Annotated in this window: 12 protein-coding genes; 7 read left to right on the top strand and 5 right to left on the bottom strand. The window is 74.3% G+C overall.

Going from position 1 to position 14209, the window contains the following annotated elements:
- Window positions 1–37 precede the first annotated feature (37 nt).
- From IAI59_RS07175 to IAI59_RS07155, 5 genes are all read right to left on the bottom strand, one after another.
- Entirely contained in the window at window positions 38–820 is a 783-nt protein-coding gene (locus IAI59_RS07175) for a DUF4394 domain-containing protein (protein ID WP_207416926.1), read from the bottom strand.
- A gap of 133 nt (window positions 821–953) precedes the next feature.
- Complete coding sequence (locus tag IAI59_RS07170; protein ID WP_207416927.1) at window positions 954–1634, bottom strand: anti-sigma factor; 681 nt, start codon at window positions 1632–1634, stop codon at window positions 954–956.
- Complete coding sequence (locus tag IAI59_RS07165) at window positions 1631–2188, bottom strand: sigma-70 family RNA polymerase sigma factor (protein ID WP_237181210.1); 558 nt, start codon at window positions 2186–2188, stop codon at window positions 1631–1633. The genes IAI59_RS07170 and IAI59_RS07165 overlap by 4 nt, the downstream gene beginning before the upstream one ends.
- Window positions 2185–4344 (bottom strand): malate synthase G, encoded by a 2160-nt coding sequence (locus IAI59_RS07160; protein ID WP_207416928.1) that lies wholly within the window; start codon window positions 4342–4344, stop codon window positions 2185–2187. The genes IAI59_RS07165 and IAI59_RS07160 overlap by 4 nt, the downstream gene beginning before the upstream one ends.
- A gap of 51 nt (window positions 4345–4395) precedes the next feature.
- Window positions 4396–4929 (bottom strand): histidine phosphatase family protein, encoded by a 534-nt coding sequence (locus IAI59_RS07155; protein ID WP_207416929.1) that lies wholly within the window; start codon window positions 4927–4929, stop codon window positions 4396–4398.
- Between the two features lie 76 nt (window positions 4930–5005).
- Between IAI59_RS07155 and IAI59_RS07150 the strand changes: the two genes are divergently transcribed.
- From IAI59_RS07150 to IAI59_RS07120, 7 genes are read left to right on the top strand one after another with little or no spacing between them, the layout of a single operon-like run.
- Entirely contained in the window at window positions 5006–5542 is a 537-nt protein-coding gene (locus IAI59_RS07150) for a chemotaxis protein CheW (protein WP_207416930.1), read from the top strand.
- Window positions 5542–6945, top strand: coding sequence for a CheR family methyltransferase (locus IAI59_RS07145; RefSeq protein ID WP_207416931.1), 1404 nt, complete (start codon window positions 5542–5544; stop codon window positions 6943–6945). Before IAI59_RS07150 ends, IAI59_RS07145 begins: the two co-directional genes overlap by 1 nt.
- A complete protein-coding gene (locus IAI59_RS07140; protein WP_207416932.1) occupies window positions 6942–7505 on the top strand; it encodes a chemotaxis protein CheW in 564 nt (187 codons plus the stop codon). Before IAI59_RS07145 ends, IAI59_RS07140 begins: the two co-directional genes overlap by 4 nt.
- Window positions 7502–9169, top strand: coding sequence for a methyl-accepting chemotaxis protein (locus tag IAI59_RS07135; protein WP_207416933.1), 1668 nt, complete (start codon window positions 7502–7504; stop codon window positions 9167–9169). The genes IAI59_RS07140 and IAI59_RS07135 overlap by 4 nt, the downstream gene beginning before the upstream one ends.
- A 6-nt stretch (window positions 9170–9175) precedes the next feature.
- Window positions 9176–11443 (top strand): hybrid sensor histidine kinase/response regulator, encoded by a 2268-nt coding sequence (locus IAI59_RS07130; protein ID WP_237181209.1) that lies wholly within the window; start codon window positions 9176–9178, stop codon window positions 11441–11443.
- A gap of 4 nt (window positions 11444–11447) precedes the next feature.
- Entirely contained in the window at window positions 11448–12518 is a 1071-nt protein-coding gene (gene cheB, locus IAI59_RS07125) for a chemotaxis-specific protein-glutamate methyltransferase CheB (RefSeq protein WP_237180638.1), read from the top strand.
- Window positions 12515–14209 (top strand): response regulator, encoded by a 1695-nt coding sequence (locus tag IAI59_RS07120; RefSeq protein WP_207416934.1) that lies wholly within the window; start codon window positions 12515–12517, stop codon window positions 14207–14209. The genes cheB and IAI59_RS07120 overlap by 4 nt, the downstream gene beginning before the upstream one ends.

The raw sequence follows: 14209 nt of genomic DNA, 5'->3' as shown, positions 1-14209 counted from the left end.
GCCGCGTTTCGGGGGCCTTCCCGCCGCCGGCTGGCGGCTACCGCATCGCCGCGATGTCGATGATCTCCGATGCCGGCAGCCCCGACACCGCCCCGCGCGGCGTGGCGGTGCCCATTTCCAGCGACAGCGTGTGCAGCGTGCCGCCGGCCAGCGCGAAGGCGGTGTTGCCGCCCTGACCGTCGGACAGGATATCAAAGGCCACGCCCGCCGGCAGAGTGGCGGCGATCTCGCCGCGCGGCTGCTGCACGCCGTCGTTTGGCGGTGCCTGCAGGTTCAGCTGGCGCAGCATGGCATCGATGGTGAAGAGCTGCGTCGCTTCCGTGCCCTTGACGCTGTTGGTGTAGGCACCCGCGACGATGCGCGGCGTGGTTTCCGCCAGGGGCGTGCCGGTCTGGTATTTCAGCGTGCCGTCCACCGTCACCGCGCCGGTTTCCACGTTGATGCGGTAGCTGGTGCCATTCACGCCCATCAGCCGCAGGCGGTCGGCCATCGGGTTGAAGTCCACCACCGCGCGGCCGCCGGACACGAAAGGCTGCGACAGGGTGCTGACCTGCGTCGCCTGGCCGCTGGCCGGATCGATGGTCACGATGTGGTTCTGGTCCGTGACACCGTAGAGCTTGCCGTCCCCCGGCCGCACGTCGATACCGATCAGCGTGCCTGAAGCGCCGCGCACCATCACGGGCGCGGTGGCGCGGCGGGTTTCGGGGTCGATCCGCACCAGGTGGTTGTCGGCCGTCAGGCCCACCAGCGTGGCCGCCTGCGCGGCGCCTCCGGCCAGCAGAGCCGCGCCGGCCATCAGCAGACAACGAACATGTTTCATGCTCTGGCATCCTGCTTCCGGGCGATGCCGCCGTGGCACCGCATCCACAAACGTTACGCGGAACGGTTCGGCCTGGACGCAAAGGGTTGGCGACAAAAATCGGGGCCGGGGGAGCGCCTCCCCCGGCCCGCCTTCAGCTGCGGCCCGCCGCCGTCAGCCGGCCGATAAACAGCACCGGCCCGGTAGGCCGCCCGGTGTTGGAGCCGCCGGGTGGCTCCAGGCTGATCTCCACCAGCATCCCCGCCTGCGGCACGATGCCGGATACGTTGACGGTGAAGCTGCCGCTGGCCGGGATCACGCCCAGCGAGGTCGGCGCCGTGGCCCCCGGCGGCAGCGCCCAAAGCTGCAGCACGCGGTCGGGCGGCGTTTCGCGCGGGTTCAGCGCGGCCAGCCGGATGGCGCCGCCCTGCGCTTCCACCATCCAGGCCGGCTGGTCGCGCTGGCTCAGCAGCACCGTGCTGAGCGGGGCCGCCCCGGGCGGGCGCAGCACCAGAAAGGCGGCAAGCCCGGCAGCCACGGCCGACGCCCCCAGCGCCCAGCCACGCCACAGCCAGCCCGCGCGGCGCGGCGCCGGGCGCGGCGCGGGGGCGGCGGGCTCCAGCGAATCCTCGATCCGGTCCCACAACCCGGGTGGCGGTGCTTCGGGCGGGGCCAGGGCCGCCAGCGGGGCCAGCACCTCTTCCCACCAGTCCACGGCCTCGCGCAGCGCGGCATCGGCCGGCAGGGCGGCGGCCACGGCGGCGGCCTCGCGCGCGTCCAGCGTGCCCAGCACGTATTCGCCGGCCAGGGCGTCGGTATCCTCGGCGCCGCTCATGTCAGGCATCCCCGCAGTTGCAGCAGCCCGCGCCGGATCCAGGCCTTCACGGTGCCCAGCGGCAGGGCCAGCCGGGCGGCGATCTGGGCATGCGACAGGCCATGCACGAAGGCCAGCACGATGCCTTCGCGGCGGTTGGCTTCCAGCGTGGACAGGCAGTCCTTCAAACGGCGGCTGTCATCGTTGGCCAGCACGCGGTCCAGCGCCTCGGGCGCCACGGGCGTGTCGCCCAGCGCCGGGTCGTCGCTCGGCAGCTCCCGCCCGCGCTTGCGCGCGAGGTCGAGCGCCGCGTGCCGCACGATGGCGGCGAGCCAGGCTTCCGCCGCGCCGCGCGCCGGGTCGAACTGCCCGGCGCGCGTGGCGATGCGCAGAAAGGCATCGTGCAGCGCGTCGGCCGCCGCGTCGCGGTCGCGCAGCACGGCGTTGGCGATGCCGAACAGGCGGGTGGACTGCCGGTCGTACAGGCTGCGCAGCGCCGCGCGTTGACCGCCCGCCAGCGCCAGCAGCAACCCGGGCAGCGCCGGGTCGGCAGGCTGCGCGACACCCGCGGTCACGCGGTGGCGGCCTTGGCTTCGCGCCGCCGGCGGGTCAACACGAATTCGGTATAGCCGTTGGGTTGCTGCGCCCCCTCGAACACCAGCTCGCGCGCCGCGCGGAAGGCCGGGCCGTCGAAGCCCGGGGCCATGGGGGTATAGGCGGCGTCGCCGGCGTTCTGGCGGTCCACCACGCCCGCCATGCGGCGCAGCGTTTCCTCCACCTGGGCTTGCGTCACCACACCGTGGCGCAGCCAGTTGGCGATGTGCTGGGCGCTGATGCGCAGCGTCGCGCGGTCCTCCATCAGCCCCACGTCATGGATGTCGGGCACCTTGGAGCAGCCGACGCCCTGGTCCACCCAGCGCACCACGTAGCCGAGGATGCCCTGGGCGTTGTTGTCCAGCTCCGCCTGCACATCCTCGGGCGACCAGTTGCTGTCGCTCAGCGGCACGGTCAGCAGGTCGTCCAGCTCAGCGCGGCGGCCGCCGCCGGCGATCTCGCGCTGCCGCGCGGCGACGTCCACCTCGTGGTAGTGCAGCGCGTGCAGCGTGGCGGCGGTGGGGGACGGCACCCAGGCGGTGGAGGCGCCGGCCCTCGGGTGGCCGGCCTTTTGCGCCAGCATGTCCGCCATGCGGTCCGGCGCCGCCCACATGCCCTTGCCGATCTGCGCCCGGCCGCGCAGCCCGCAGGCCAGGCCGGCATCGACGTTCCAGTCCTCGTAGGCCTTGATCCAGGCCGCGCCCTTCATGTCGTTCTTGCGCAGCACAGGGCCGGCTTCCATGGAGGTGTGGATCTCGTCGCCCGTGCGGTCCAGAAAGCCGGTGTTGATAAAGGCGATGCGGTCCCTGGCCGCCGCGATGCAGGCGCGCAGGTTGACCGTGGTGCGCCGCTCCTCATCCATGATGCCGAGCTTGACGGTGTTGCGCGGCAGGCCCAGCACCTCCTCGACCATGCCGAACAGCTCGTTGGCCCAGGCCACTTCCGCGGGACCGTGCATCTTGGGCTTCACCACATAGACGCTGCCCTTGCGCGAGTTCAGGCGCTTGCCCTTGATGTCGTGCATCGCGATGGCGACGGTGGCCAGCGCGTCCAGGATGGTTTCCGGCGTTTCGGCGCCGTCCAGCAGCACGGCATCCGTCATCATGTGGTGGCCGACGTTGCGCACCAGCATCAGGCTGCGCCCGTGCAGCGACAGCTTGCTGCCATCCGGCGCGGTGAACGCCCGGTCGGGGTTCAGCCGGCGCGTCACTTCCCGCCCATCCTTGCCGAAGGTGGCCGACAGGTCGCCCTTCATCAGGCCCAGCCAGTTGCGGTACACCGCCACCTTGTCCTCGGCATCCACGGCCGTGACGCTGTCCTCGCAGTCCATGATGGTGGACACGGCAGATTCCAGCACCAGGTCGGCCATGCCCGCCGGGTCGCCCTGGCCGATCGGGTGCGCGCGGTCCAGGCGGATCTCCAGATGCAGCCCGTTGTGGCGCAGCAGCACGGCGGTGGGCGCGTCCGGCGCGCCGGCATAGCCCGCGAACTGCGCTGCATCGCGCAGCGAGGTCTGGCCGCTGGTCATGGAAACCTCCAGCACGCCGTTGCGCACCGCCAGCCCCGTGACGGAAGCCCAATGCCCGCTGAGCAGCGGCGCCGCCGCATCCAGCACCTCCCGCGCGCGGGCGATCACCTGCGCGCCGCGCGCCGGGTTGAAGCCCTGGCCGCGGGACAGCTCGCCCGCTTCCGGGATCGCGTCGGTGCCGTACAGGGCGTCGTACAGGCTGCCCCAGCGGGCATTGCCGGCATTCAGCGCGTAGCGGGCGTTGTTGACCGGCACCACCAGCTGCGGCCCGGCCAGGGTGGCGATCTCCTCGTCCACATCCGCCGTCGCGGCCTGCACCGCCTCGGGCTCCGGCAGCAGGTAGCCGATCTCACGCAGAAAGGCCGAATAGGCGGCGCGGTCCACGGGGCGGGCGGGGTGGGCGCGGTGCCAGGCGTCGATCTTGGCCTGCAACGCGTCGCGCTCGGCCAGCAATGCGGCGTTGCGCGGCGCGAGCGTGGCCAGGATGCGCGCGTAGCCCGCCCAGAACGCTTCGGGCGAGACGCCGGTGCCCGGCAGCGCTTCCTGGTCCAGAAAGCGCTTCAAGGCCGCCGCCACCGTCAGCCCGCCAACCTGCCCCGTCTCCGCCATGAACCTGTCCTTCCGCGTTTCCCGGACCGGCAGGATGACGCCGTTCCCGCCTTACGGCAAACCACCCCCCGGCGGATGCAGCACGCAGGAGCCCATCGGCGGCGCCGGGGCCAGCAGGTCCACCGGCCGGCCGGCGATCAGCGCCGCCAGCACCTTCAACGGCCCGCCATGGGACACCACCACCGTGCCCGGCCGCATGGTCGCGAAGACCGCCCGCACCCGGGCCACCAGCGCCGCGCCGCTTTCGCCCCCCGGCGGCGCGAAGCCCCAGGGGTCGGCGGCCCAGGCATCCAGCGCCGCGCGCGGCACGTCGTCCCAGCGGGCCCCTTCCCAGGCGCCGAAATCCAGTTCCAGCAGGCCCGGCTCCGGCCGCGCCGCGAGGCCCGTGGCCGCCGCCACGGCACCGGCCAGCGCCATGCAGCGCGCCGCCGGGCTGCTCAGCAGCGTCCGGGCGGGGAAGTTTCGCAGCCCCGCCAGCGCCGCCGCCGGGCTTGCCGGCCCCGGCGGCAGGTCCAGCCGGCCGTAGCAGTGGCCGGGCGCGAGCGCCGTCGGCAGGTGGCGCAGCAGCGCGAAGGTCGCGGGCATGGGCGCGAGCGGCTCCGGGGATTGGCGGTGCGGGAAGGCCGATGATACAAGCCTCTGGCAACAGCGCCATCGCCCGATGCACACCGCCTGCCCCGAAGCCGCGGCCCCCGCCCCCCTGCCGGCGGCGACGGACCACTTTCTGCTGCTGGCGCTGGCCGGGATGCGGCTGGCCCTGCCACGCGGCGCGGTGCGAGAGCTGCTGCCGCTGCCGCGCCTGGCCCGGCCGCCGGGGCTGCCGCCGGTGGTGGCGGGCTTCGCCGGGCTGGGCGGCGCGCTGCTGCCGGTGCTGCACGCCACCCGCCTGCTGGGCCTGCGGGCCGCAGCGCCGGAAGACGACCAGGCAGACGGGCTGTACCGCCACATCGTGGTGCTGGAAGAGGGCTTCGGCCTGTTGGTGGACCGCGCGCTGGACCTGCTGGCCCTGCCCGCCGGCAGCCTGCAGCCGGTGGACCCGGCGCACACGCTGAACGGCTGCGTCGCCGCCACGCTGCCCACCGCGCAGGGACCCGCCCACCTGCTGGACCCCGCCCGGCTGCTGCTGGCCCGGGAACGCGAGGCGCTGGCCGGCTTGGCCGAGGCGGCGCAGCACCGCGCACGGGGCTGGCAGCCCTGATGGCCACCCCCGGCTTCCTGCCCGATGCCGACTTCCTGGACCTGAAGGCCGAGGTGATCCGCCGCACCGGCCACCACTACTACGCCGACAAGGACGACCTGTTGTGGGACCGGCTGCGCGCCCGGCTGCGCGCGCTGGGGCTGACCAGCCTGGCTGCCCTGCGCGCCCGGCTGGAGAACCCCGCGACGGCGGAAGCGGAATGGGCCGCGCTGGAAGCCGCGATCACCATCGGCGAAACCTTTTTCTTCCGCTACGCCGAGCAGTTCGCGGCGCTGCGCAACACCATTCTGCCCACCCTGCTGTCGCGCAACGCCGCCAGCCGCCGGCTGCGGATCTGGAGCGCCGGCTGCGCCAACGGCAGCGAGCCTTATTCCATCGCCATCCTGTTGCGCGAGCTGCTGGGCCCGGCGCTGGAAGACTGGCGCATCACGCTGCTGGGTACCGATTTGAACGCCCAGGCGCTGGAAGCGGCACGGCAAGCGGAATTCACCGCCTGGTCGCTGCGCGCCCTGCCGCCCGCCGAGCGCGAGCGGGACTTCGTGGCACGGCCCGCGGCGCGCCCCGGCGCCAGCGCCACCTGGCAGTTGCGGCCGCAGCACCGCGCGCTGGTGCGCTTTCAGCAACAGAACCTCCTGGACCTGCTGCGGCCCGACGCGGCACTGGAACTGCATGAATTCGACCTGATCCTGTGCCGCAACGTGCTGATCTATTTCGACCCGGCGGTGGTGCCGGCGCTGGTGCGGCAGCTGGCGGCGCGGCTGCAGCCCGGCGGCTGGCTGCTGCTGGGCCATGCCGAGCCCAGCCCGGCCTTTGCCGCCTTTCTGGAACCGGTGTCGCTGCCCGGCACCGCCGCGTGGCGCCGCGCGGCGGGCGAGCTGCCGCCGCTGCCCGCCGCCGCGCCGCCGCCACCGCCGGCCGCCCCCCCGCCGGCCGCCTGGGCCCCGCTGCCGCCGCCACCATCGCCAAGGGCCGCCACACCGCCCGCCCCGCAGCCCCCGGCGCCACACCCGGCACCGGACCTGCTGTCGCTGGTGCGGCTGCGCGCCGACCTGGGCGATCTGAGCGGTGCCGCCGCCGCCTGCCGCGACGGGCTGCAACACAACCCCGGCGATGCCGCGCTGCATTACTACGACGGGCTGCTGGCCGCCGCGGCCGGCGAACGCGACCGGGCCGAACGGGGGTTTCGCCGCGCCATCGCGCTGCGCCAGGACTTCGCCATGGCGCATTACCAGCTGGGCCTGCTGCTGCTGGCCGGCGGGCAGCGGCAGCCGGGGCGCCGCGCCGTCGCCGCCGCCGCGCGCATCGCCGGCACCCTGCCGGGCGACGCGCCGCTGCCCGAAGGCGACGGGCTGAGCGCCAGCGCGCTGCGCGCCACCGCCCGCCTGCAGCTGGCCGCCCCATGATCCTGCAGCTGCGCCACCAGCCGACCGCCGCGGAACGCCGCGCCGAGCACATCCTCGACAGCCGCACCCGGGCGCTGGCGCGCCGCGGCGCGGCCGCCGGCCCGCCCGGCGCGCTCAGCCCGCCCCTGCTGCTGTGCGCGCTGGGCGGGGACAGCTATGCCCTGCCGCTGGACGCGGTGCTGCGGGTGGTGCCGGCCGGTCCGGTGACGCCCGCGCCCGGCCAGCCGCCGGCCATGCTGGGTTTCTTTGGCCGCGCCGGGCAGGTGTTCGTGCTGCTCGACCTCGGGCTGGCGCTGGGCCTGCCGGCTCCGGCGGCGGCACCCGGCCCGGCCGGCCACCTGCTGCTCCTGCGCGGCGGCCTGCGGCGCTTCGCGCTGCGGGTGGACCGCGCCCTGGGCGCCCCTGGCCCGCTGCCGCTGGCGGAAGCGCCGGCGTCCGGCGGCCTGGCCGGCGCCGTGCTGACGCCCGCCGGGCTGGCGGGGCTGGTTGACCTGCCCCGGCTGCTGCGCCCTTTCCTGCCCGCGGCCCCGGCCGGACCTTCTGGGAATCCTTCGACTTGAGCATCGCCAACCGCATCCTCCTCGGCTTCGCCGCCCTCGTGCTCCTGATGGTGGGCCTCGGCTTGTACGGGCTGAACCAGATCAGCACGGTGACGCGCGCCACCGAGATGATCGTGGCGCGCGACCTCGGCATGCTGCGCCAGCTGGCCACGCTGCGGGATGCGGAAAGCGACATGCAGGACACCCGCGCCCGCACCGTCAGCCGCTTTCTGATGCGCCAGCTGGGCCGCGACGGACAGGAAGGCGACCTGCCCCAGCAATGGCAGCGCCAGGCCGTCCGCACGGAAGCGCTGCTGGCCGAGATGCTGTCCACCGCCAACCGCAACGCCGCCAGCGCCATTTCGGAAGAACGCAGCGGCGGCTGGTCGCAGGTGGCGCAGCTTCTCACCCAGGCATCCGGCCCGCTGCGGCAGATCCGCGACCAGAGCCAGGCCCAGGTGAACGCCACGCGCGGCGGCGACGTGGAGGCGGTGATCAACGCCGGCACCGCCGTGGTCACCGGCCGCGACGAGCTGGGCCGGCTGATCGACCAGACCCAGGACACGCTGAACCAGGTGATCGCCGCCGGCCAGGCGCGCAGCAACCAGCGCTACGAGGACAGCCGGCTGTCCGTGGTGCTGGCGCTCGGCATCGCGGTGGTGCTGGGGCTGGCCATCGCGCTGCTGATCCGCCGCTCCATCGTCAGCCCCCTCGCCGATTTCATGGAGTTCGTCGAGCGCGTCGGGCGGGGCGACCTGTCGGGGCCGCCCGCCGCCAGCGGACGCACCGAGCTGGGGCGGCTCGGCACCACGCTGAACAGCATGGTCGAGGGGCTGCGCCAGATGGCGCGGCAAAGCCGCGAGGCGACGGAAAACCTCAATGCCGCCGCCGCCGAGATCCGCGCCAGCACGCAGGAACAGGCGGCCAGCGTGGAGGAACAGCTGGCCGCCGTGCAGGAAACCGCCGCCACGGTGGACGAGATCACCCATTCCGGCAGCCAGATCGGCAAGCGGGCGCAGGAGGTGATCGCTTCCGCCCAGGCCACCGCGCAAACCGGCAGCGCCGGCCTCAAGGCGGTGGACGAGACGGTGCGCGCGATGGAGCAGATCCGCGAGCAGGCCGAGGCGGTGGCCGGCAACATCGTGGCGCTCAGCGAGAAGACCCAGGCGATCGGCGAGATCATCGCCACCGTCAACGACATCTCGGAACGCTCGCACCTGCTGGCGCTCAACGCGGCGATCGAGGCGGCGGCGGCCGGCGAGCAGGGCCGCAGCTTCTCGGTCGTGGCGGCCGAGATGAAGACGCTGGCCGACCAGGCCAAGGAAGCGACCGCGCAGGTGCGCTCCATCCTGGGCGACATCCAGCGCGGCATCAATTCCTCCGTGATGCTGACGGAAGAGGCGGTCAAGCGCGTCGCCGCCGGGCGCGAGCGCACGGACACCACCCACGGCACCATCAGCGAGATCAGCGCGCGCATCCAGGAAAGCGTGCAGACCTTTCAGCAGATCGTGGCTTCCACCAACCAGCAGCAGCTGGGCATCGAGCAGGTGATGGGCGCGCTGCAGAACATCCGCCAGGCCAGCCAGCAGACCGCCGCCGGCACCCGGCAGCTGGACACGGCGGCGGCCAACCTGACGCAGCTGTCGGGCCAGTTGGTCGGGCTGGCCGACCGCTACCGCGTCTGACCCGGCGTGCCGCCGTTCCCCGACCCGATGGCCGAGCTGCGGCGCGAGCTGCTGGCTGCCTTCGACGCCGAGCACCGTGAGCACCTGGAGGCCATCCGCGCCGGGCTGGACGCGGCCGAGCGTGGCGCGGTGCCGGACCTGCGCGACATCTTCCGCCGCGCCCACAGCCTGAAGGGCGCCGCGCGCGCGGTCGACCTGCCGGCGGTGGAAGACGTGGCGCACCGGCTGGAAGCCGTGCTGGCGCGCGTGGCCGAGGGTGCGCTGGCGCTGGATGCCGCCGTGATCGGCGCCGTGCAGCAGGGGCTGGACGGGATCGAGGGTTTCGTGGCCGCGCTGCCGCCGGACGGTGCGCCCGCCGCCACCGCCCCGCCGCCCGCCGCGATCAGCGCGCTGGACGCGCTGCTGGGCGGTGCCGGCACGCCGCCGCCCCCCGCCCCGGCGCACGCCCCCCCCATGCAGCCCGCCTCGGCGCCCGCCGACGTGCCGCCCGCGGTGCCGGAAGCCGCCGTGGAATACCTGCGGGTGCCGGCCAGCCAGTTGGAATCGCTCGCCGTCGCCGTGCAGGCCCTGTCGGAGGAAGCAACGCGCTGGAGCGAGCGGGATGCCGCGCTGCGCGGCATGCTGGCGGAGCTGGCCATGGTGCGGCACGGCCTGGACGCGGTGCGGCGCGACCCGGGACCGGCGGCCGTGCAGGCGGTGGAGCGCGGGCTGGACCAGTTGTCGCGCACCATGGCCACCCTGGCGCGCCAGCAGCGGGCCGATGCCGCCGGCGCCGAGGCCGCCGCCCAGCAGGCGCGCGAGCAGGTGGAGGCCATTGCCCTGGTGCCGGCCGAAACGGTGCTGGGGGCGCTCGGCCGCATGGCCCGCGACCTGGCGCGCGACGCCGGGCAGGATGTCTCGGTGCGGCTGGAAGGCATGGCGATCCAGGCCGACCGCCGGGTGCTGCAGGCCCTCAAGGACCCTGTGCTGCACCTGTTGCGCAACGCCATCGGCCACGGCGTGGACCGGCCGGAGCAGCGGCTGGCCCAGGGCAAGCCGTCGCGCGCCGAAGTGGTGCTGCGGCTGGCCACGCGCGGCGGGCTGCTGTTGCTGACGGTGGCCGATGACGGCCACGGCCCGGACCTTTCGCGCATCGAAAGCACGGCGGTCCGCCAGGGGCTGCTGCCGGAGCGCGCGCCCGGCGCGCCGCCGCCGCCGCCCGACCGGCTGCTGGCGCTGGTGTTCGAGCCCGGCTTTTCCACCGCCGGCAGCGTGGACCGGCTGTCCGGGCGCGGCATGGGGCTGTCGGTGGTGGCGGAAGCGGCGCGGCGGCTGCGTGGCGGCGCGCTGATGCGGGCCCGCCCCGCCGGCGCGGGCACCGAGGTGGAGGTGGCGGTGCCATTGTCCGCCGCCCGCCAAAGGCTGCTGCTGGTGGACGCCGGCGGCCGCACCTATGGCCTGCCGAGCCATGGCGTGGAGCGGCTGCTGCGCTTGCCGGCGGGGCTGGTCGAAAGCGTGGAAGGCCGGCCCGTGGCACGCATCGCGATGGCCGGCACCGGCGTTACCGCCCCCGTGATCGCGCCTCTGGTATCCCTCGCCACCCTGCTCGGCTCGCCGGACCCGGCCATCCCGGTGGAGGCCGGCCACGTGCACGCCGTGCTGCTGAAGCGCGGCGCCCGGCACTGCGCCCTGGCGGTGCAGGCGGCGCAGGACGTGCGCACCCTGCTGGTGGACAGCCTGGACGCCGCCGCCCTGGGCGCGCTGGGCCTGGATGTGGAGCTGCTGGGCGGCATCGCGGCACGGCAGGGCGAGGCGCCGGTGCTGGTGCTGAGCCCCGAGGGGCTGGTCGGCCGCTGGCTGCGCGACGAAGGGCATCTCGGTGCCGGCCGCCTGGGCCTCGCCGCGCCGCTGGCCGAGCCCGGGGCGCGGCCCACGGTGCTGGTGGTCGACGATTCCATCACCACCCGGACGCTGGAAAAGTCGATCCTGGAAGCGCAGGGCTACCGCGTGCTGCTCAGCGTCGACGGGCTGGACGCGCTGGCCGTGCTGCGCGGCGGCGAGGCGCTGGTGGACCTCGTCGTGGCCGACGTGGAGATGCCGCGCATGGATGGCTTCGCCTTGCTGCAGGCGATCAAGACCGACCCGGAGCTCGCGCCCATCCCGGTGATCCTGATGACCTCGCGCGCCGCGCCCGAGGACGTGCGGCGCGGGCTGGATCTCGGCGCCGGCGCCTATCTGGCGAAGCAGAAGTTCGACCAGCGCGAGCTGCTGGCCACCATCGGCCGGATGCTGTGACGCCATGCCCGTGACCCTGCCGGCCCCCGTGCGGGTGATGATCGTCGAGGACTCCCTGGTGGTGCGCCGCCTCCTGGCGCACATCGTGTCGCGCGACGCGCGGCTGGAGCTGGCCGCCGCCGTGGCCTCGGCCGAGGAAGCGCTGCAGGAGCTGCCGCGCGTGCGGCCCGACGTCATCTCCATGGACATCCGCCTGCCCGGCATGGACGGGCTGGAAGCCACCCGGCGCATCATGGCCGAGCAGCCGACGCCGATCGTGGTGATCGCCGACAGCGTGCGCGACGCCACCTTCGGCATCTCCATGAACGCGCTCCGCGCGGGCGCCCTGTCCGTGGTGGAAAAGCCGGTCGGCATCGCCACCGGCGGGCACGAGCAGATCGCCGACACCATCTGCACGCAGCTGTTCATCATGAGCCAGGTGGCGGTGATCCGGCAGCGCGCCCCCGCCGCCGCAGCGCCGCGCGTGCCGGCCAGCGTGACGGTGCTGCCGCCGCCGCTGTCGCCCGGCATGCTGGCCATCGCGGCCTCCACCGGCGGGCCGCCGGCGCTGGCGCAGGTGCTGGGCGCCCTGCCGCGCGACTGCCCCGTGCCGGTGCTGCTGGTGCAGCACATGGGCGCACCCTTCATGGAAGGCTTCGCCAGCTGGCTGGACGGGCTGGTGCCGATGCCCGTGGCGCTGGCGCAGGATGGCGAGCTGCCGCGCCCCGGCCGGGTTTACGTGGCCCCCGGCGACCGCCACCTGCTGCTGACGACCGCCGGCACGCTGCGCCTTTCGGCCGAGCGGCCGCTGGCCAGCCAGCGCCCTTCCGCCACCCTGCTGTTTCGCAGCGTCGCCGAGGCGATGGGCGCGCGGGCGCTGGGCGTGCTGCTGACCGGCATGGGCGAGGACGGCGCCGCCGGGATGGCCGAGCTGCGCCGCGCCGGCGGCTATGCCATCACGGAAGCCGAAAGCACCGCCGTGGTCTACGGCATGCCGGCGGCGGCGGTCCGGCTCGGCGGGTCCTCCGCCAGCCTGCCGCTGCCCGCCATCGGGCCGCGCCTCCAGCAACTGCTGAAGCGGGACGCGCGCGCATGACCGGCTCCGCCGCCCACCTGCTGCTGGTCGAGGATTCCGACACCCAGGCGCTGCAGATGCGCCACATGCTGCTGCGCGAGGGCTTTCAGGTCACCCGCGCCGCCACCGCCGAGGCGGCGCTGGACGCGCTGAACGGCCCCCTGCCCGACTTGGTGATCGCCGACTTCCACCTGCCGGGCATGAATGGCGACGAACTGGCCCGCCGCATCCGCCTGAACAGCCGCACCCGCACCATTCCGGTGCTGATGCTGACCGAGGCGCGCGAACAGGGGCTGGAGCGGCAGGGGCTGGAAAGCGGCGCCGACGCCTATGTGCCAAAATCCGCCGGCGAGGCACCGCTGCTGCTGCGGCTGCGCGCGCTGCTGCGCCCGCGCGCCGAGGCCGCCGTGCCCGAGCCGGCCGGCGCCGCCAGCCCCCCCGGCGCCAGCTTCCGCCGCACCCGGCTGCTGCTGGTGGACGACAGCCCGACCCAGCGCCTGGCCCTGGCCGCGCGGCTGGGACGCGAAGGGCACGAGGTGCAGGCCGCCGCCGATGCGGGCGCGGCGCTGGCGGCGCTGTCCGCCGGGCCAGCGGCCTGGGACGGGGTGCTGCTGAACGCCGGCGGCGGGCTGGACGGCCCGGCGCTCGCCGCCCGGCTGCACGACTTCCGCAGCTCCAGCCACGCCAGCTTCCAGATCGTGGTGCTGTTGGGCGAGGCAGCGCCGGAAGCCCTGGCCGGCCAGTTGTTCGCCGCCGGCGCGGACGAGCTGATCCAGGGGCCTGCGGCGCCCGAGGTGCTCAGCGTGCGGCTGCGCGCAGCACTGCGGCGCAAGCTGCTGCTGGACGAGGAGCGCCGCGCCGCCCTGGCGTCGCGCGAACAGGCGCTGGCCATGGAACGCGCCCAGGCCAAGGCCGCGATGGCCGAGGCCCTGGCTCGCGCCAATGCCGAGCTGGAGGACGCCAACCGCCAGTTGATCGAAACCCAGACCCGGCTGGTGCAGGCGGCCAAAATGGCCTCGCTGGGCGAGCTGGTGGCCGGCATCGCGCACGAGATCAACAACCCGCTGGCCTTTATCCAGGCGCACCAGGGCACGGTGGAGCGGCTGCTGCGCCAGGCGGGCGAGCTGACCGCCCCGGGCGACGAGATCGCCCCCCTGCTGGCCCGCGCGCGCGACCGGGTGGGGTCCATGACGCTGGGCCTCGGCCGCATCCAGGATCTGGTCGCCAACATGCGGAAGTTTTCCCGCCTGGACGACAATGCCTTTCAACGCGTGGACGTGCCGGAAGCGATCGGCACCGTGCTGACCCTGCTGGGCCCCAAGCTCGGCGACCGCGTGGTGGTGGAGCGCGACCTGCAAGGCATGCGCGAGCTGGTGTGCCTGCCGGCGCTGTTCAACCAGGTGGTGATGAACCTGGTCAGCAACGCCGCCGACGCCATTCCCGGCCAGGGACACATCGCCATCAGCAGCCGCAGCGACTGGCGCAGCTACGTGATCGAGGTGCGCGACAGCGGCCCGGGCGTGGCGGCGGACCTGCAGGACCGGGTGTTCGAACCGTTTTTCACCACCAAGCCGGTCGGCACCGGCACCGGCCTCGGGCTGGCCATCGCCTACAACGTCGTTTCGGCGCATGAAGGCTCCATCGCCGTGGGCGCGGCCCCCGAGGGGGGGGCGTGCTTCACGGTCACCGTGCCTATCCGGACCGAACCATGA

It is taken from the genome of Roseomonas haemaphysalidis (assembly GCF_017355405.1).
Classification (GTDB): Bacteria; Pseudomonadota; Alphaproteobacteria; order Acetobacterales; family Acetobacteraceae; genus Pseudoroseomonas; species Pseudoroseomonas haemaphysalidis.
This window is presented reverse-complemented; position numbering and strand designations above follow the sequence as displayed.

Coding starts and splice junctions, on each gene's coding strand:
- IAI59_RS07120 (WP_207416934.1), top strand. CDS start 12,515: ATGACCGGCTCCGCCGCCCACCTGCTGCTGGTCGAGGATTCCGACACC.
- IAI59_RS07155 (WP_207416929.1), bottom strand. CDS start 4,929: ATGCCCGCGACCTTCGCGCTGCTGCGCCACCTGCCGACGGCGCTCGCG.
- IAI59_RS07150 (WP_207416930.1), top strand. CDS start 5,006: ATGCACACCGCCTGCCCCGAAGCCGCGGCCCCCGCCCCCCTGCCGGCG.
- IAI59_RS07170 (WP_207416927.1), bottom strand. CDS start 1,634: ATGAGCGGCGCCGAGGATACCGACGCCCTGGCCGGCGAATACGTGCTG.
- IAI59_RS07175 (WP_207416926.1), bottom strand. CDS start 820: ATGAAACATGTTCGTTGTCTGCTGATGGCCGGCGCGGCTCTGCTGGCC.
- cheB (WP_237180638.1), top strand. CDS start 11,448: ATGCCCGTGACCCTGCCGGCCCCCGTGCGGGTGATGATCGTCGAGGAC.
- IAI59_RS07160 (WP_207416928.1), bottom strand. CDS start 4,344: ATGGCGGAGACGGGGCAGGTTGGCGGGCTGACGGTGGCGGCGGCCTTG.
- IAI59_RS07140 (WP_207416932.1), top strand. CDS start 6,942: ATGATCCTGCAGCTGCGCCACCAGCCGACCGCCGCGGAACGCCGCGCC.
- IAI59_RS07145 (WP_207416931.1), top strand. CDS start 5,542: ATGGCCACCCCCGGCTTCCTGCCCGATGCCGACTTCCTGGACCTGAAG.